Origin of the sequence: Sphaerochaeta sp. UBA5849 (assembly GCA_002432715.1) — a bacterium.
Lineage (GTDB): Bacteria > Spirochaetota > Spirochaetia > Sphaerochaetales > Sphaerochaetaceae > Sphaerochaeta.
In genome coordinates this window covers 33,072-51,397 of sequence record DJGJ01000031.1, presented here as the reverse complement: position 1 = coordinate 51,397, position 18,326 = coordinate 33,072, and the positions used below count along the sequence as shown (strand labels likewise).

Genomic DNA, 18,326 nt, shown 5'->3' with positions numbered 1-18,326 from the left:
CGGCACCCTTGGCACAGGAGAATTGTATGAAAAGATTCCTTGCTGTTCCCTTGATTCTCATTGCTTTTTCGGCTTCTCTCGCTGCAAACACCACCATTGCAGGAATTTCGGGGTATATTGTCATTCCCAGCGCCGAAGTGACACCCAGCACCATTGCCAGTGCGGTAACCACTTCCTATAGCGCCACACTCGGCAGCAACGGAGCCGTACACATTCCCGCCCTCCAATTGGCGTTCAAAGACACCTTTGAGACTAGCCTTGCCGTTGATATCGCCGATAACACCGACATCCTGCTCAATGCAAAATGGCTGTTCAGCAAGAAAGGCACCACCAATTTTGCCGCAGGGCTCTTGGGCCAATGGAGCAGTGTATCGAAGGATGATGAAGTTGCAGCGCAGATATACTTTGCTTCTACCTTCGACAGCTCCATCATGGACTATCCATCCAAGACCACACTCTTGGTTGGGTACTCGCTGATGAAGGGCATGAACAGCGACATCAACTTCGCCCTCGCCTTCCAGACTCCCCTCCTGGCGAAAACATTCAAGAACAAAGTCGATTTCCTCTTGGATTTCGGCAACGTAAGCTACAGCGCAACCCCATCGGCCGGCAATGCTGAAAACCGGGGACTGGTCAATGTAGGAATACGGCTGCTGCCCATCGAGTTCCTCAAGTCGATCTTCATCGCCGTGGACATTCGCGCCTTGGATCTCTTCGACCACGAGGGAAGGGCTTTGAGTCTGGGAGCTTCCATCTCCTTCAGGCCTTAGGTCTACTCAATCTCCACCACCTTGATCATATTGGTCTTGCCCGAGCTGCCGACCGGAACTCCTGCGGTTATCACCAGGGACTGGCCTTTCTCAACCAAGCCATGCTCCTGAACATACAAAGGAGCATAGGCCAGCAGTTTGTCCACTGAGTCCTGCCCCTCGATGAGGATGGGAGTGACACCCCAGGAAAGAGCAAGGTATTGCACAACCTCCTTAAGCGGGGAGAAGGCGATGATCGGCACCGATGGACGGAACTTTGCTATCAGGCGGGCTGTAGAACCTGATTGGGTGAAGCAGGCGATGTAGGAGGCCCCGATGGAGAGGGCCAGCTCGCGGGTGGCAAGACCCACGGCTTCGGTCGTCGATTGCTTGCGCTGTGGGTCGAGGGTGCTGATCTGGTTGAATACCTGTCTGCGGAAAGCGCTGCTGCGCTCAGCGAGCCTTGCAATTCGGGCCATGGTGGTTACCGCTTGCAGAGGATACTCCCCTGCTGCAGTCTCGCCGCTGAGCATCACGGCACTGGTACCGTCCAGCACTGCATTGGCGACGTCGTTGGTCTCGGCCCGGGTGGGTCGGGGATTGTGCATCATCGACTCCAGCATCTGAGTGGCTGTGATCACCGGTACACCGGCGTCTATGCAGCTTCGGATGATGGATTTCTGAATCAGGGGAACCTCCTCTGCAGGCACCTCCACCCCCAGGTCCCCCCGGGCGATCATGATGGCGCTGGACTCACTGATGATGTCGACAAGGTTTTCCACCGCCTCGGGCTTCTCAATCTTGCTGATGATGGGAATGGTCCTGCCGTACACCGCTTCCATATGAGCCTTCAGGGCACGCACATCATCGCCGCTACGGACAAAGGAGATGGCTACATAGTCGAGATTGTTGGCAAAGGCGAAGGCAAGATCGGTCTCATCCTTCTTGGTGAAGGAGCTGAGATGTTTCAGCGGAACCTGGGGCAGGTTCACTCCCTTGCGGGGCAGCAAGGTTCCATCTTCCAACATCCTGCAATGGATGTCATGCCCGTCTATATGCTCCACCACCAGGCTTACCAGACCATCGTTGATGAGAATCCGCTGGCCGATTAGAATCTCCTCATGCAGGTTCGGATAGTCTATGCTGATGCGCCTTCGATTTCCCACACAAGATTCGGTGGTGATTATCAGCTCTTCCCCCCTCTTGAGGGTATAGGAGGGCTCTTCCAACTGACCCAGTCGGATTTTCGGCCCCTGCAGGTCCATCAGGATGGAGACCGGGAACCCCAGTTCCTCGCTGGCTTTGCGAACAGCATCGTGACGCTTCTGCTGCTCTCCATGCGAGCCATGGCTGAAGTTCAGCCTGATGACACTGCACCCGGCTGCAAGAATTTCCTTTATCATCTCATAGCTCTCACTAGCCGGCCCAAGTGTGGCAACTATCTTGGTATAGTTCATATCGTTCCCCCTGCTGCAATCATCATAGATGCATCAATCTTTGTAAAGCGGTTGCAAATCATCATCTCACCCCAAAAGGTGAGACAAAATGCTCTGTGCAGGTGATTGCGCACATACGTAAATCCAATACAGTGAAGGTATGGAACGCCAACGAAGTCGCGATCTGCTCATTGTCACTGTCTTCATCGTTGCAGCCGCTGTCAGCCTATTGGGTATTGGAAGGCTGAAGGTTGACTCCTCGACCGATGCCTTCATCCCCGCCAAGGCCCCGGTGGTGGAAACAAACAACCGAATCGAGGAACAATTCGGATCCCTCGACGCCCTTGTCGTCAGCCTGTATGACGAGGGGGGCATCATCAACAAAGAAAACCTTGCTGTCATCGACTCCCTTACCCGGAAGATTGAAACGCTGGACGGAGTCAAACAGGCCAGTTCCATCACCAACCTCAAGCACCTCAAGCCCTCGGAGGATGGAGTGGATGTGGTTCCCCTCTTTGAAGAAAGCATAAACGAGCTCGAAGAACATATCACAAGCTGGCCGGGTTTCTATGAAGGGACTTTTCTCAGTGAGGACCGAAGCAGTGCATCGATTCTCATCCAAACCCAACTCGACTACAACCAAGCAGAGCTGCTTGGCTCGCTTCGTGCCATCCTTGCCCCGCTTGACGGCCTGCAAGGGTCCATCCTGGGGCTTCCGGTGGTAACCGAGCAAATACGAATCAGCCTGCTTGCAGACCTCGCCTTCCTGGTACCAATCGTAGCAGCTTTGATCATGTTGGTCCTCTACCTCTTCCTCAGAAGTTTCAAGGCCACCCTTTTATGCCTTGTCCCCCTGATTTTCAGCAGCTCGCTGGCCTTGGGGATCATGAGCATCGCCGGCATTACCTTCACCATGGCGACCATGTTGGTGCCGGTGTTGCTGCTCATCGTCGGCAGCGCCTACACCATTCACATATTCAGCCACTTCTTCGAAGAGTATGAAAAGGTGGGTGTCGATGCCGCCCTTGCAAACGTGGTCAAGAAGAACACCTATCCGATCCTGAGCGCAGCCGCAACGACAGCCTTTGGCTTTCTGGCCCAACTCTCCAGCCCGCTGCTGCCGTTTCGAACCTTCGGCCTGCTCAGCTTCATCGGGGTGGCAATCTGTGCTGCAAGCTCCTTGCTCCTGCTTCCTGCACTGATCCGACTGGTCTATAAGAACCCTGTGCGTAGGCAAGTGCGCAAGCAGGCGACCAGAAGAGGATTGTGGGCAGGAGTGGGAAACACCATCGCAAACCGCTACGGGAAAGCTGTTCTGATCGCCTCCCTGCTGATTCTCGGCATCGTCCTGCCGCTCTCCTACAGCCAACTTGAGGAAGGAACGAACATCCTTGCCTTCTTCAAGGATTCGTCCACCTTGGTGCAGGACACCCGCTCATACAACCAGAGGATGCAGGGGAGCTTCTCCCTTTCTGTCATGCTCAAACCATCCGAAGCCGTCCTGCTTCCCGGCACGCTCCACATTGTTGAAGAAGCGATCACTGTTTTGGAAAAAGAGAACCAGGTGGGAGGGATTCAGTCGATCCTGCCGTTTGTGAAGCGGATGAATCAACTGCTCGGACCGGGTGAAGATGCCAGGGAATCGAATGCAATGGAACCAGAGCCGGTGTTCGATTTTTTCTCAGACACATCGTATGAAATGGCAACAGAGCAGCTGTACGAGCCATCGGTTGAACTGGCAGGAGGTATGGGAAAGTATGAAATTCCTCTGAACCCCGCTGAGTATGGCTTGGAGACCGAAGAGCAGCTTGCATCTCTCATTGCACAATACCTTTTGCTCTACAGTTCATCGCTGGACGCCTTCATCAATGACCCGCTTGAGCCGGATGCCTTGCTCATCACCATCCTGCTCAAGGATTCGGACACCAAGACACTGAGGCACATCACCGCCCTGATCCCCACCCTCTTTCCCCAAAGCTGGTCGGTGGAGATCGGAGGGGGAGAGGCGGTAAGCCTTGCCCTCACCGACTTGGTTACCAAAAGCCAAGTCATCTCCCTCTTCAGCTCGCTGTTGGCAGTATGGCTCTTGGTCCTCTTCACCTTCAAGTCGGCAAAACTGGCCACCCTCAGCCTCATTCCCTGTCTCTTCGCCCTCGCCTCGGTCTTCTCTGTCATGGCAATCTTCCATATCAAGCTGGACATCATTACCAGCCTGCTTGCGGCGCTGTGCATCGGAGTCGGGGTGGACTATGCCATTCACCTGATCGCTGCATTCCAACGAAACGACCAGGATGTGGCGTCTGTCATGCAGACCACCGGCAAAGCCATCCTGGCAAATGCGGCCTCGGTCGCCTTGGGTTTCTCCGGCCTGCTCTTCAGCCGCTTTGTTCCCATCGTCAACATGGGACTGCTCTTTTCAATCGCCATGCTCAGCGCAGCACTCTCCGCCCTGCTGATCCTTGGAGCGATCAAGATTCATTACAGCCCATGCATAACCAGGAGGCCTTCATGAAACGTACGATCACCACCCTGATACTCCTTCTCCTTGCTTCCAGCCTTGTCTGGGCGGCCATGCCGGCCGACCAAGTCATGGCCAAGGTGATGGAAGTCCAAACCTCTGATTCATCCGCCCTCGATTTGAAACTCACCCTCATCGAACCAAACGGCCAGATGCGTGAACGCAGGATCCAGACCCTCAGCCAAACCAAGAATGGACTGACATCCTCGCTGACAGTCTTTCTCTCCCCTGAAAATGTACGGAACACCCGCTTCCTCTCCATCGAGCAGGAAGGAGGGACAAACGAGCAGTGGATCTACCTGCCTGCCTTGAAGCGAAGCCGGCGCATCGGCTCCTCCGAGGAAGGAGGTTCGTTCATGGGCAGCGACTTCTCGTATGCCGACATGGCTTCGACCACCTATGACGAGAAGGAGGCGGAGCATCTGCTCTTGGCTGAGGACCAGACCAGCTGGCGAATACAGTCCACGCCGTTTGAGCAGAAGACGTATGGGAAAACCATTACGGTGGTCCAGAAGGCGACGTACCTGCCTCTGCGTGTCGAGTTCTACGACCTCGATGGAAACACCCTTGTCAAGACACTGGTCACAGAAGAGACCGGGACAGCCAATGGAAAACCCATAACAAAAATCCTGACCATGAAAACAGAGGCCGGCGGACATGCCACCCGCCTTGAGATATTGCAGGCCCGTTTCGATGCACCGCTGAGCAGTGGATACTTCACCTTGAAATTCTTGGAAACCGGGAGGCTCTAATGAAACGCATGCTCCTTGTACTCTTGACCTGTCTTCTCTTGATGCCGCTGTCCGGCTTCGACCTGTTCTTCGAGGAAGAACCAAGCAGAATCACCTCCTTTACCGCCGAGGCTGCCGGAGGGCTCTATCGGGATGAGCAGTTTCTTTCCCGGACTACGCTGTCCTTATCCTTGGAGCAGAACCACCAGCGCTATGGTGCAATAGCCCATCTCGCCTATGATGCATCGACGAACCGCCTGAAGACGGGTGAACTTTCGGTCTCTCTCCTTGTCGGGAACCTGACGGTCAAGGGAGGACTGTTCACCCATCCCTGGGGAAGCGCCTTTACAGCCCATGTTGTCGATGTGCTCTCCTCCCGCGACCTCACAGACGGCTTTGTGGACGACCTTGAGGCGATGAAGCGGCCATCTGCGATGGTGCTGCTCTCCTCCTACGGTAAGAACAGTTCATGGGACCTGGCTTTCAAGCCGGGCTTCCAGAGCTCCCATCTGGTCACAGAGGGACGATACAATCTCACCCCTGCCTCCTTTGCAAGTGCAGTGATAACGCAGCAGGACACGACAAGCCTCTCTTCCTGGGAGGCAGGAGGACGGTATCGCACAGCGCTGGGTAAGCTGGATGTGGGCCTCTTGTACTTCAACGGCCATCACCCGGAGCCTGGATTTTCCATCACTTCATTCGCACCGCTCGCTGTTGACCTGGTCTATACCCGCCACCAACTCTTCGGATTGGAAAGCAGCCTGCTATTCGACCCCTTCACCCTTGCCCTGGAAGGGGGGTTCTTCCTCAGCGAGGATGCAGAGGGGACTGACGGCAGCCTTTACAACAGCAGATTCGCCTACCTGGCCGAACTTTCCTACACCCACCCCGAGAGTTCAGCCTTCCTTGCCCTCGCCTACCAAGGCAGGTATGTCCTGGATTTCAACACCACCAACCCCGTCGATGTAGACTACCTTGCATCCTTTAACGGCAAGGCGTATGAGAACACCCTCTTGCTGGTCGTAGAGTACCCGTTTTTACAACAACGACTCACAACCAGGGCCGCCCTCACCTACCACATCGAGAGCGAAGGCTACGCCCTGCTGGCCGGCCTTTCCTATACACTGCAGGATAATCTGACTGTATTTCTCAAGACTACGATGTATGGGGCGCTCGGCAACAAGAGCAGCATCTATGCAAGCTGGGATGACAATGATTCGGTCGTGGTCGGCATGAAGGCATGGTTCTAGGGCCCTGTGTGTGATAGGATTGCCATAGAGGGCCTCTATGGTAATTCTATCCGATATCCTGCTCTTCCTTACGACAGCCTTGGTAGTCTCGATCACGTGTTTGTGCATATTGCTTCGGGTGCGTATGAGCGATGCATTCACCGGCTCGTTTCTCACCCTGCTCGCCCCCTTGAGCCTTCAGATGTGCCTGACGCTCCTGACTACCTACCTCAGCAGGGTTTTGGACGAAGCAAGGCTCCTTTCACGCTCCTATGAAATCTATGCCTTGGGGGCGACCCTGCTTTCGATAGTGCTTACCACCTTCATCCTTTTCATGCTCAGCCGATACCTGATCAAGCTGATCAGGGCAACCGAGAAGCAGAAGCATCTGGGCAATCGCATCCTCACCTTCCTGATCCTTCTCTTTCTCATCCTCAGTCTGTGGGTGGTTTTTGCAAAGAGCGGAGGCGACTGGGTCAAGGCATTGGATGACACCATGCGGTATCACTTCTTCAGTGCAAGCATGTTCCTGGTCATTCACGGCATATTGGGGTGCATATACGCAAAAAAGGCAACAACTTGGGAGGAAGAGCGGCTTCTCAAGGGCATATGCTACACCTTCCTGCCCCTGTTCTTCCTCTTTCCCCTGGACATGCTGTTCTTCAGGCAGGTGGCTTTCAAGCTGGTCTATCTGAGTTTTGCCGTGCTCTCCGTCTACCTGTACTACTTCATCAGCCGACGCTATTTCCTCACCTATGAGATGACCGGATCCATCACTGCATCGAAAGCAAAACAGTTGGGAGTTTCAGAGCGGGAGGCAGAAATCATCAGCCTCTTGGTGGAGGGCTTGAGCAATCAGGAGATAGCCAAGAAACTCTTCATCTCCCCCAATACCGTAAAAACCCACATCAAGAACATTTATGCGAAACTCGGGGTGAGCAACCGCCTGCAGCTCTTCAATTCGCTGAAGCAGTAGCACTCTTGCAAGCCTTGCACAGACCTGTCAAAAAGAAGGTGTGGTCGCAGATGGTGAAACCATACGCTTGTTCCCAGCGTGAAAGCTGTTCATCATACTGGCAATCCCCCAAATCGATGAACCGATGGCAACTCTGGCAGTGAAACCAGTGATGGTGCTCTCCATTCTCCCTGCTTCGATAACTGTAGTATCGCTCGGTTCCATGATCGGTGCAGTGGAGGATGAATGAGTCGGCCATCCCCTGTTCCTCAAGATAGTGAAGGTTCCGATAGACGGTGGCCTGATCGAATCGAATCGAAGGTTGCTGGATAAGATGGGAAGCCGAGACCGGCTCTTTGGACGTTTTCAATACTTCAAGCAGGGCTTTTCTCGCCTTTGTCATGGCTCTTCCTCCGTTTTGTAATCAAGTTGCCTGCGGCCCTTCCCAAAAAGAAGGCTCCAGCGATGACCACCACCATGGCTCCCACCGGGACATCGACGACCCAACCAAGCACCAATCCTGAAAAGGAGAAGAACCATGCGTAGAGAGTGGCCCCTGCCATCATCGAAGCCAGGTTCTTCGCTGTATAGCCTGCGGTTCCCGCCGGAAGGGTCAGCATGGCGATTACCATGACAATCCCTACAAAGGTCTGCAAAAGGACGACTGCAATTGCGGTAACCGAGAGAATCATCAGGAAAACGGCGCGGGTTGGGATACCCCGGACCTGAGCGAACTCCTCATCGAAAGCCGAGGCCTCAATTTGCGGATAAAAGCGCCAAGCAAGGAAAACCACCACAACGTCCAGCAAAAACAGCAGCACAAGGTCCTGACTGGAGATTAAGAGGATGTTGCCGAACAGGTAGCTTGAAGGGTCGGTGTATCCGGGAGTCTTTGCCATGAAGAGCACCCCGATGCTCATGCCGATCGCCCAAATGGCTTGGATGACGGTGTCCTCGCGCTGTTTTGACTTCAACGAGACGGTTCCGATGATCAGTGCAGAGAGCAGGGCGAACACAATCGCCCCCACCATCGGACTGAGGCCCGGAACCTTGCCGGTTGCACTGAGGTACAAGGCGATGCCGATGCCCCCGAGCACCGCATGGCTGATCGCCCCGGCAAGGCCGGCAATGCGTTTGACAGTGACCACCGAACCGAGCACCCCGAAAAGAACAGAGGAGAGCAATCCTGCAAAAAAGGCGTTCCGGACAAAGGGAAAGTCAGGAGAGGCCAACGCACCAAAGAAGCCGACCAGGTTATCCATTGAGGGCCTCCTTCCGGCACTGGTCGCCCGAAAGCTGGACATCATGACGGACGCGCTTGGTTCCATCCTCATAGTCTTCCAGTGCATGCTGCACCACCGTACGCCCCATCCTGCCCTCCTTGTGGGCGTCAATGCAGAAAACCCGGTCGGTGAGGTCTGAAACCTGGCGCATGTCGTGGGTGACGATGAGAATCGTGGTCTCCCCCTTGAGGTTCGCCAACGTGGCATACAGGCGTCTCTCGCTCTCCTTGTCCATGTTGGCGGCCGGCTCATCCAGAATGAGCATGCTCGGTTTGGCGCACAAAGCCCTGGCAACCAGGACCCTGCGCCGCTGTCCGCCGCTGAGGTCGCTGTAGGGACGCGAAGCCAGATGAGCAAGCTCCACCTGCTGGAGAGCCCATGAGGCTTGCTGCAACTCCTGCTTTCGCTGCCCTCGCTTCACCGATTCAACCAACCCCATCCTGACCACCTCCTCCACCGTGATGGGGAAGGTGGGATCGTAGGAGGCGTGCTGGGGAACGTAGCCGATGAGGCTGCTGCTCTTTTTCGGGCTTTGGCCAAGCAGGCTTATGGTTCCCGACTGCGGCTGCTCCAGACCAAGAATGAGCTTGAGCAACGTCGTCTTGCCTGAACCGTTGGGGCCGACAAGAGCGATGAACTCCCCGGTATGGAAGTGAAAACTCACATCCTCAAGGACTTGTAAAGCAGGATACGAGAAGGAGACCGAAGTAAACTGCAGTGCAATGGATTGCTCTGTCATGGCCCTACCGCACCATCATCAGTGCATCAGCCATTGTCTTGATGCTCTCCATCCAATTGTAAGCCAAAGGGTCAAGGCTTACCACGACGGCACCAACAGCATCAGCCACAGTTTTTGCACTGGCTACGGGAAACTGCTTTTGTACAAAGATGACCTTGGGACGCTCTGCCTTTGCCTTTTCTATCAAGGCGGCGAGGGCTTTGGCGGTAGGTTCCTTCCCTCCGGTTTCCACCGCTTCCTGCTTGATGGAGAAGGCGTCGAAGAAATAGCCGAAGGAGTTGTGGTAGACAAAGACGGTGGTGCCTGCAAGCGGCTTGAGCTGCTCGCTCAGCGATGCAAAAAGCTCATCGATGTCCGAAAGCAGGCTTTGATAGCGGCTCTCGATCAAGGGCTTTGCATCGGAACCCAAAGTTGCAATGAGAGCATCCTTGGTATTGGCCAAGAGCACCTTGCTTTGATCGTACCCCAGCCAGGTATGACGGTCGATGTTCATATCGTGTTCGTCATGGCCTTCCTCCTCGTGCTCGTGTTCCTCAAGCAACCTGAATTGCATGCCCTCTGTACCATCGACGATCCGAAGACCGGGGTAGAGGCCGGTTACCTTGTCACGGAGAGCAAACTCAAAATCGGTACCGCTGAGAATCCAAAGTTCGGCTTCGGCAAGTCGGGCCATCTGTGACGGGGATGGTTCGTAGGAGTGGGGGTTCTGCCCCTCTCCGACCAGGGTGACGACATCGACCAGATCGTGGGCAAGCTGGTCGACAAAATAGGCGTGCGGCAGAATGCTTACCACCACAACCGGCTTGGAACGTATATTGGTTGTCTCTTTGGCTCCGCTGCCGAACACAAGAGCGGATGAAAGAGCCAGGAAAACTACGAGAATGCGAGTACGCATGGCACCTCCTCATACAGTAGGCATACTATAGTGAAATACTCTCATATTTGCAAGTCATTCGCAAATATTTTTCTCTATACAGAATTCCCCGAATATGGTTCAATCGAAATACAGGAGTGCTTGCATGATAGCCGGACACAACAAAATACAGCCAACCATAGGACAGCAGTGCTATATCGCACCTACAGCGGACCTCATCGGGGATGTGCATCTGCAGGATGGAGCATCCGTCTGGTTCCATGCCACCCTCAGAGCCGATGTGAATCGCATCACTGTCGGGGAACAGACAAACATCCAGGACAACTGTGTGTTGCATGTCACCAAGGCCCAAGGCTTGGTGGTGGGAAAGCAGTGCACAGTCGGCCATGGAGCCATACTCCATGCCTGTACGATTGAGGACGAATGCCTGATCGGCATGGGTTCCATCGTGCTGGACGGAAGCCATATCGGCAGACAGAGCCTTGTCGGAGCCGGTTCGGTGGTGCCTCCGAATAAAAGCTATCCACCAGGCAGCCTCATTCTTGGTTCTCCTGCCAAAGTCGTCCGTCAGCTTACCCCCGAAGAGCTGCTGCACATGCGGGAGAATACTCAGGAGTATTGGCGGTTCGGGCTTGACTTGTGTGAGGGCAGGCAGACAATCGGCTAAAGTTCGTTCGCTTGTTCAAATTTCTTGATCGCCTCATTCGAGCCACCCACCACCAATATGTCACCTTGTAAAAGTTTCAAGTCAGGGCCGATGTCACTGATGGCTTTCTTGTTGCGTATGACTACGATGATATTGAGGTGATAGCGCCTCCTCAGGTTCAACTGGGCAACACTTTGGTTGACGAATGAAGAGGCAAGGGAGATATTGGCGATGGAAAAATCCTCACAAAGTTCCAAAAAGTCCAAGGTGCCTGTACTGACCAACGAGTGAGCGAGCCTGGTTCCCATCTCCACCTCGGGAAAGACAGCTTCCGCCCCGATGCGCTCAAGCACCTTTCCATGGTTGGTGCTGGTCGCCTTGGCGATGACTCTGGGGATGCCCAGCTCCACCAAGCTCATGGTGACAAGAATATTGGACTCGATGTCCTTTCCAATGCAGACGATGGCGGTATGGCAGTGGGATATACCCGACTCCTCCAATACTTCGGCGGTGATTGATTTGACAGGATAGATGTTCTCGATTTGGTCCTTGACCGCATCCAGCTTCTCCGCCTCGATCTCCAAGACTATCACATGCTTGCCCGCCTCGGTCAAAGCAAGGGCCAAGGAAAGGCCGAAGCGGCCCAGTCCTATGATTCCAAAGGCATTCGGATCAAACTCTTTTTTCATACACTATTGCTCCTTGCATCAACCGATGAATATTTGTTCCTCAATATATCCGAGATGTGAACTCTTCGCCTTGAGGCTGGTGGCGATGGTTATGGGGCCCACCCTTCCTGCAAACATAATCACCACCAGCACCACTTTCGAGAGCGTGGAGAGTGATGGTGTGATACCGCAGGACAAGCCGACGGTGGCAAAGGCGGAGACTGTCTCAAACAACACCGCCACAAAGTCGAAGGCGTCTTGTTCAATCAACAACAGGGACAGGCTGCCAAGCAGAACCAACAAGAAGGAGAGCAACAATACTTGAAAGGCCTTCAGGATGCTCTCGCCGCTCACCTTGCGCTTGAATGCCGCACTTTCGCGGCGGAACATCAAAGAGCCCAGGCTGAGCAGCAGGGCAAAGGTCGTGGTGGTTTTGATACCTCCGCCGGTTGACCCCGGAGAAGCTCCGATGAACATAAGCAGCATTGCGAAGAGCAAGCCGGCTTGGGAGAAGGAGGAAATATCCACCGTGTTGAAGCCGGCGGTTCTGGTAGTCACACTCTGAAAGAAAGCGGCAAGCGGGGTGAGCTTTTCTACGGCCACGAAGAAGAGAAATCCCAAGGTGATGAGCGTGCCATTCATCAAAAGTACGATTCTGCTGTGCATGCTCAGATTCGACCATTTTCTGTTTCTGGCTATATCGGCCAGCACGAAGAACCCGGTTCCTCCGAGTATGATGAGAACAGCGGTGGTCAGGTTCATTACAACATTGCCCTGATATGCACTCAGACTTTGGTAGCCACCCATCAAGTCGAAGCCTGCATTGTTGAATGCACTGATGGTATTGAAGAGAGCATGCCCGAAAGCGTCCAAGGGGGAGTAGGTTTGCACAAACACGAAGTATTCCACCACCGTCCCCAGTCCCTGAATCAAAAAGGAAGAGATCAAGACTGCACGGACGATACTCAGAGTCCCCTTCATTGAGGAAAGGTTATATGCTTCCTTGATGAACAGTCGCTGGGACAGGTTGACGTTCATGCCCAAAAGAAGACTGAAGGAGATGACGATGGATGCGAAGCCCAAGCCCCCCAGGAGAATCAAAAAGGCAATGACAGTCCTGCCGAACAGGGAAAAGGTAAGGGCGACATCGACGGTCACCAAGCCGGTGACACAAACTGCGCTTGCAGAAATGAACAGGGCATCGACGTAGGCAAGGCTGATACCCCGGTTATGGGCGATAGGCAGACTCAACAGCAGTGAGCCTAAGAGAATTATTGTCAAGAAGCCGATGAGCAGCACATGATTCGGCTCCAAGCGCTTGCCCTTTGATTTTTTCATGGAGAGAAGTTTACCGCATCCCTTTTCCCTCATGCAACTCCCCCTCCTACGATTGTCCAACTCCCCCTCCTACGATTGTCGTTGTCGATACTCAGTCTTACTTGTATACTATTCTTACATCTCAAACCGGGATGCAAGGAGAAACACCCATGCTGGCAAATACCATTGCAAAATTAATCACTGAACAAATCAACAAAGAGTTCTACTCTGCATATCTCTATCTGGATATGGCAAACTACTATGCGGGAAAAGGCCTGCTGGGCTATGAAAACTGGTTCAAGGTCCAGGCCCAGGAGGAGATGAACCATGCCATGCTCATGCGCCAATACCTGCAGAACAACGGCCATGGAGTAACACTCGGTGCGCTTGCAGACCCATCCAAGACCTACCCCGATCTCAAGGCGCCGCTTGTAGAGGCCCTGAAGCATGAGGAGTTCATAACGGAATCGATCAATACCATCTATGAGGAAGCTGTCAAGGTTAAGGATTTCAGGACGCAGCAGTTCCTCGACTGGTTCATCAAGGAGCAGGGTGAAGAGGAGATGAACGCTCAACAGAACATCCAAAAGTTCGAAGTCTTCGGCTCCGACGCCCGCGGTCTGTACCTGCTCAACCAGGAGCTCGCGGCCAGGACCTTTACGCCCCCCTCTCTTGTACTGTAAAGCAGTGTGTACGGACCTACCCGCCCTTACAAGCAGGCGGGTAGTCTGTTCTTGGAGAACATAAAGGAGTGTCCATGCACGTAAAACCCATAAAACGCATCACAGGAGGAGCCGTACAGTATGACGGAGCTGGTGTGAAACTGGTCCGGGTAATCGGCTATCACGATGTCCAGGAGTTCGATCCCTTCCTCATGCTGGACGCTTTCGACTCCGCCGACCCGAAGGACTATCTGGCAGGGTTTCCCTGGCACCCCCACCGTGGCATAGAAACGGTCACCTACCTTATCGAAGGGGAGATCGAGCACGGGGACAGCATGGGCAACAAGGGCTCGATCAACGATGGATGCTGCCAGTGGATGACCGGCGGCAGCGGCATCATCCATCAGGAGATGCCCCAGGCCAGCAAGCTGATGCTCGGCACCCAGCTGTGGATCAATCTTCCCAAGAAGGACAAAATGGCAGACCCTGCCTACCGTGACATCCGTGAACATCAGATTCCCGTCGTTAAGGCACAAGGTTCTGAAGTCAGGATCATCAGCGGTTTTTATGAGAGCACGTCAGGACCACTGCAGGGTGACTATGTAAAGACCCTCTATTTGGATATCAAGCTCGAACCGAATGCGACATGGAATCTTTCGCTCAATCCTGAGAACACCCTTTTCATCTACATCGTTCGTGGTTCGGTACATACCGGCGACCAAGAGGTTCCGTACCATAGGGCGGTACTTTTTGGAGAAGGGGACACCCTCTCGATGAAGGCGGGATCGGAGGGGGCGCGCATCTTCCTCTACAGTGCCAAACCACTTGGAGAGCCGATCGCATGGGCAGGCCCTATTGTCATGAACACCCGTGAGGAGCTCGCCCTCGCCCAGCGCGAACTGCGCGAAGGGACATTCATCAAGCACAAATAAAGTTCAGTCCTTCCTGTATTTCAGCTGCCCTTATGTGGGTGGCTGATTTTTTATAGACACAAAGAAGCTTTTGTTGACATTGTACTAATACACCAGTACAATAGTACAAGAAGGAGCACACGGTGGCTAAGCTGAAAGAAGAACCTAAGTTGGAGTTCAGCCTGGATATGAAGAGCGGAGTCCCGTTCTACAAGCAGATAATCTTCCAGGTGGAGATGGCCATTGCCGACGGCAGGCTGGAACAAGGTGCACAGTTGCCCACTGTCCGAAGCCTTGCCGTTGATTTGAGCATCAATCCGAATACGGTCGCCCGTGCGTATGCTGAAATGGAGATACGGAACATCGTAGTCACCCAGCAGGGGTCGGGAACCTTCATCAGCGACAAGAAAGTCACACTTGATGCAATTGAACGCGAACGCATCCTCTCCCAAATCACCAAGGAGTATCTTACCAAGGCTTCAAGCTACGGCTTCACCCTGGCGGAAATCCAGCAAATTATAGAAGACATAGGCGCCGAAGCACAGAAAAAAGAGGGAACAGTATGAACCTGTATCAGAAAAAAATTGAACGAATCAAAAACATGAAGGGGTTTGTCCTCAAGCGGGACTTCAGCTATGGATCGATCTCGTTTGTATGCTTGGCCGTATTTTTGGCCCTCGGGGCGGTTGTACAGCTGCTCGTCTACCCATACACCCAGCTGGATGCAATCGTGTCGGTAAGCACGGCAACCTTTGTCGCAGCCTTGGTTGTAACCATTTTTCCTCTCTGGGCGGTAGTGATGGCTCTCATTCTCATGCTGTGGGTTGGTGTCGTGGGAGGCCTCTCCCTTTATCTCTATCCCATCACGCTGCTGTCCACCCTTGGACTGCTGCTCTCCGCCTCATTCCAGCTGGTCTATCACTGGGACAAGGTCCTGATCCTGCGGTTGGGCAAGTTCCACAAGGTACACGGTCCCGGTCTGATCTTCCTCATTCCGGTGGTTGACCGTATTGCTGAATTCATCGATATGCGCATTCGGGCAACCGATTTCAGTGCAGAAAAGACCCTTACCAAGGATACGGTGCCGGTGCATGTCGACGCCCTCTCCTTTTGGATGATCTGGGATGCAAAACGGGCGATTCTTGAAGTGGAGGACTACACAGAAGCGGTGATTCTTTCGGCTCAGACGGCCCTTCGTGATTCGATCGGAAAGCATCCGCTCTCCAGTCTGCTCAGTGAACGCGAGGAACTGGGTCGGGAAATCCAGCAAGCCCTCGATGCAAAGACCAATCCTTGGGGTGTCTCGATTCTCTCGGTCGAAATCACCGACATCATCATTCCCAAGGAACTGGAGGACTCGTTGAGCAAGCAGGCTCAGGCAGAACGGGAGAAAGAGTCACGCATCATCCTTGGGGCTGCAGAGGTGGAGATTGCAAAGAAATTCACCGAGGCTTCGGCACAATATGCCAACGACCCGATAGCCTTGCAGCTGCGCTCGATGAATATGGTGTATGAGGGCATCCGGCAGAACAACTCCATGATGCTGATGCCCGCCTCCATTCTCGACCATATGGACTTCGGTGCCGTCATGGGTACGGCCGCCATGCAGAAGGTGGAAGAACTTAAGAACAAACAGGCAAAACCTGTTGAGGAAGATACCAAGAAATGATCAAGGTCGAAAAGGTAAGCCGTAATTATAAAACAGGTGAAAGCATTGTTCGTGCACTGAAGCAGGTCTCGTTGGAAATTCAGGACGGGGAGTTTCTCTCCATTGCAGGCCCATCTGGTTCAGGCAAGACCACCCTGCTTAATCTCATCGGCTGCATCGATGCCATTGATGACGGTGAGATCAGCATCAACGGACAGAAGGTGAGCACCATGAACAAGGAAGAGAAAACCACCTTCAGGAGACAGAACCTCGGCTTCATCTTTCAGACGTATAATCTCATTCCTGTTCTCTCCGCCTATGAGAATGTCTCCTTCGTCCTCTCCCTTCTTGATGTTCCTGAAGCAGAGGTGAAGCAGCGCACCTATGAGATCCTCAAGGATGTAGGGCTGGAAGGAATGGAGAATCGTCGACCAGCGAGGCTCAGCGGGGGCCAACAGCAGAGAATCGCCATCGCCCGCGCCCTGGTAAAGAGACCGCAGATCATCCTGGCCGATGAGCCGACAGCCAATCTCGACTCCAAGACCGGAGAAGAAATTCTCAAGCTGATGAAACGGATGAACGAGAAGTTCGGCACGACCTTCATCTTCTCCACCCATGACAAGATGGTCATGGAGTATGCCCGTCGTCTGGTGCAGCTGCATGACGGCTCCATCGTAAGCGATGAAAGGAGGCAGTGATGAAATTCATCCTGCAGCTGGCGGCAAAGAACCTGATGCGATACAAACGCAGGACGGCCATAACTGCTGTCGCCATCGCTTTTGGGTTGATGATGTATGTATTCGTCGACTCTCTGCTTGTTGGAGCTGAGCTTGAGTCGATGCGCAATCTTCGCTGGTATGAGACCGCATCGCTGAGGGTCTACGATACCGCATATTGGGAAGACCGATACTTCCTCCCTCTCGATGCGTCGATTGAGAAAGCCCAAGAGATTCTCGACCTGCTCAAGGCTGAGGGCATTGCCGCCACCGAGCGCACCCTGTTTGCCGCCGACATGATCCTCTACCAGGAGGACTTCGGAGAGGACGGAAATGTGAGCGTCCAAGTGACCGCCATCAATCCTGATACCGACTTCGAGGTGTATCGCTTTGAGGATACGCTGGTCGAAGGCCGGTTCCTGGAGAGCGGGGAGATGGACGGCATTGTCCTGGGCAGCTGGTTTGCCGAGGATATCGGGGCGAAGGTAGGCTACTGGGTCACCTTGGTCACCCGCGGCAAGGGCGGTTTCTATGAGGCTTTCGATATGGAGGTTGTCGGTATCATCAACTGCCCCAACCCCAATGTGAATCGTTCATTGGTGATGATGGATATCCAGGCCGCCGACCTCTACCTCGCCATGGAAGGTTCGGTCTCGAGCATCGATATCCTTCTGCCTGAAAAAAGCGATCTCAATGCAATAGTCGGCACCTTGCAACCGAAGCTTCAAGCCATCGATGCGAACCTGGCCGTCTACACATGGGAAGACCTTGCCCGCGACTATCTGGCGATCCTGGGGGCCAAGCAAGGCGGCACCGGCATGATCCTCTTCCTCGTCTTCATCATCGCGGCAGTCGGTGTTTCCAATACGATGTTGATGGCCATGTATGAACGGATGCGCGAGCTGGGCATGATGCGCGCCCTGGGCATGCGTGACCGGCACATCCTGTTGGCCTTCCTTTTTGAGGCGGGCGGCATCGGGCTGCTCGGTTCGGTGGTCGGCATTCTGTTGGGTTGCCTTGCCAACCTGTACTTGGTGAATGTAGGGTTCGACTTCGGGTTTATGTTCAGGGATATGGATATCGGATTCAGAATCCAGAACGTCATGCGGGGCGCTTGGAGCATGCCTACCCTCATCAAGGCGTTTGCCAGCGGCATCGTCCTCTCCATGCTGGTTGCATTTTTCCCCATCCGAAGGGCATTGAAGCTGGACATCCCCACCTGCCTGCATCATCAATAGGAGATT

General features: G+C 53.9%; 19 protein-coding genes. 12 read left to right on the top strand and 7 right to left on the bottom strand.

The window, feature by feature from the left end:
• The first annotated feature begins 26 nt into the window (after positions 1–26).
• Positions 27–770: a hypothetical protein gene (locus B3K89_RS05090; RefSeq protein WP_293896688.1), complete on the top strand. Its 744-nt coding sequence runs from the start codon at positions 27–29 to the stop codon at positions 768–770.
• Between the two features lie 2 nt (positions 771–772).
• Here the strand turns inward: B3K89_RS05090 and pyk are convergent, their stop codons facing one another.
• Positions 773–2,206, bottom strand: coding sequence for a pyruvate kinase (gene pyk / locus B3K89_RS05085; protein WP_293896691.1), 1,434 nt, complete (start codon positions 2,204–2,206; stop codon positions 773–775).
• A gap of 139 nt (positions 2,207–2,345) precedes the next feature.
• Between pyk and B3K89_RS05080 the strand changes: the two genes are divergently transcribed.
• From B3K89_RS05080 to B3K89_RS05065, 4 genes are read left to right on the top strand one after another with little or no spacing between them, the layout of a single operon-like run.
• A complete protein-coding gene (locus B3K89_RS05080) occupies positions 2,346–4,697 on the top strand; it encodes an efflux RND transporter permease subunit (protein ID WP_293896694.1) in 2,352 nt (783 codons plus the stop codon).
• A complete protein-coding gene (locus tag B3K89_RS05075) occupies positions 4,694–5,455 on the top strand; it encodes an outer membrane lipoprotein-sorting protein (RefSeq protein ID WP_293896697.1) in 762 nt (253 codons plus the stop codon). Before B3K89_RS05080 ends, B3K89_RS05075 begins: the two co-directional genes overlap by 4 nt.
• Positions 5,455–6,684 carry a hypothetical protein gene (locus tag B3K89_RS05070; RefSeq protein ID WP_293896700.1) on the top strand — a complete coding sequence of 410 codons (1,230 nt, stop codon included), beginning with the start codon at positions 5,455–5,457 and terminating at the stop codon, positions 6,682–6,684. Before B3K89_RS05075 ends, B3K89_RS05070 begins: the two co-directional genes overlap by 1 nt.
• A 37-nt stretch (positions 6,685–6,721) precedes the next feature.
• Entirely contained in the window at positions 6,722–7,639 is a 918-nt protein-coding gene (locus B3K89_RS05065) for a helix-turn-helix domain-containing protein (RefSeq protein ID WP_293896703.1), read from the top strand.
• Here B3K89_RS05065 and B3K89_RS05060 read toward each other — a convergent pair.
• From B3K89_RS05060 to B3K89_RS05045, 4 genes are read right to left on the bottom strand one after another with little or no spacing between them, the layout of a single operon-like run.
• Positions 7,620–8,021: a Fur family transcriptional regulator gene (locus tag B3K89_RS05060; protein WP_293896706.1), complete on the bottom strand. Its 402-nt coding sequence runs from the start codon at positions 8,019–8,021 to the stop codon at positions 7,620–7,622. The two genes, B3K89_RS05065 and B3K89_RS05060, sit on opposite strands and share 20 nt — an antisense overlap.
• Positions 7,993–8,880 carry a metal ABC transporter permease gene (locus B3K89_RS05055; RefSeq protein ID WP_293896709.1) on the bottom strand — a complete coding sequence of 296 codons (888 nt, stop codon included), beginning with the start codon at positions 8,878–8,880 and terminating at the stop codon, positions 7,993–7,995. The genes B3K89_RS05060 and B3K89_RS05055 overlap by 29 nt, the downstream gene beginning before the upstream one ends.
• Positions 8,873–9,640 carry a metal ABC transporter ATP-binding protein gene (locus B3K89_RS05050; RefSeq protein ID WP_293896712.1) on the bottom strand — a complete coding sequence of 256 codons (768 nt, stop codon included), beginning with the start codon at positions 9,638–9,640 and terminating at the stop codon, positions 8,873–8,875. The genes B3K89_RS05055 and B3K89_RS05050 overlap by 8 nt, the downstream gene beginning before the upstream one ends.
• Before the next feature lie 4 nt (positions 9,641–9,644).
• Complete coding sequence (locus B3K89_RS05045) at positions 9,645–10,535, bottom strand: metal ABC transporter solute-binding protein, Zn/Mn family (RefSeq protein ID WP_293896715.1); 891 nt, start codon at positions 10,533–10,535, stop codon at positions 9,645–9,647.
• A 124-nt stretch (positions 10,536–10,659) separates the two neighbouring features.
• On the opposite strand from B3K89_RS05045, the gene B3K89_RS05040 reads away from it, so the two are divergent.
• Positions 10,660–11,181, top strand: a complete 522-nt coding sequence (locus B3K89_RS05040) for a gamma carbonic anhydrase family protein (protein WP_293896718.1) — start codon at positions 10,660–10,662, stop codon at positions 11,179–11,181.
• Here the strand turns inward: B3K89_RS05040 and B3K89_RS05035 are convergent.
• Positions 11,178–11,849, bottom strand: coding sequence for a potassium channel family protein (locus B3K89_RS05035; protein ID WP_293896721.1), 672 nt, complete (start codon positions 11,847–11,849; stop codon positions 11,178–11,180). The genes B3K89_RS05040 and B3K89_RS05035 overlap by 4 nt on opposite strands.
• Positions 11,850–11,867: 18 nt before the next feature.
• Positions 11,868–13,166, bottom strand: coding sequence for a TrkH family potassium uptake protein (locus tag B3K89_RS05030; RefSeq protein ID WP_293896724.1), 1,299 nt, complete (start codon positions 13,164–13,166; stop codon positions 11,868–11,870).
• A 149-nt stretch (positions 13,167–13,315) separates the two neighbouring features.
• Between B3K89_RS05030 and B3K89_RS05025 the strand changes: the two genes are divergently transcribed.
• From B3K89_RS05025 to B3K89_RS05000, 6 genes are all read left to right on the top strand, one after another.
• Entirely contained in the window at positions 13,316–13,828 is a 513-nt protein-coding gene (locus B3K89_RS05025) for a ferritin (RefSeq protein WP_293896727.1), read from the top strand.
• 74 nt (positions 13,829–13,902) lie between these two features.
• On the top strand, positions 13,903–14,739 hold the full coding sequence (locus tag B3K89_RS05020; RefSeq protein ID WP_293896730.1) for a pirin family protein: 837 nt from the start codon (positions 13,903–13,905) through the stop codon (positions 14,737–14,739).
• Between the two features lie 122 nt (positions 14,740–14,861).
• Positions 14,862–15,284, top strand: a complete 423-nt coding sequence (locus tag B3K89_RS05015; protein WP_293896732.1) for a GntR family transcriptional regulator — start codon at positions 14,862–14,864, stop codon at positions 15,282–15,284.
• Positions 15,281–16,387 carry a slipin family protein gene (locus B3K89_RS05010; RefSeq protein ID WP_293896735.1) on the top strand — a complete coding sequence of 369 codons (1,107 nt, stop codon included), beginning with the start codon at positions 15,281–15,283 and terminating at the stop codon, positions 16,385–16,387. The genes B3K89_RS05015 and B3K89_RS05010 overlap by 4 nt, the downstream gene beginning before the upstream one ends.
• Entirely contained in the window at positions 16,384–17,064 is a 681-nt protein-coding gene (locus B3K89_RS05005; protein ID WP_293896737.1) for an ABC transporter ATP-binding protein, read from the top strand. The genes B3K89_RS05010 and B3K89_RS05005 overlap by 4 nt, the downstream gene beginning before the upstream one ends.
• Positions 17,064–18,320 (top strand): ABC transporter permease, encoded by a 1,257-nt coding sequence (locus tag B3K89_RS05000; protein ID WP_293896739.1) that lies wholly within the window; start codon positions 17,064–17,066, stop codon positions 18,318–18,320. The genes B3K89_RS05005 and B3K89_RS05000 overlap by 1 nt, the downstream gene beginning before the upstream one ends.
• Positions 18,321–18,326 lie beyond the last annotated feature (6 nt).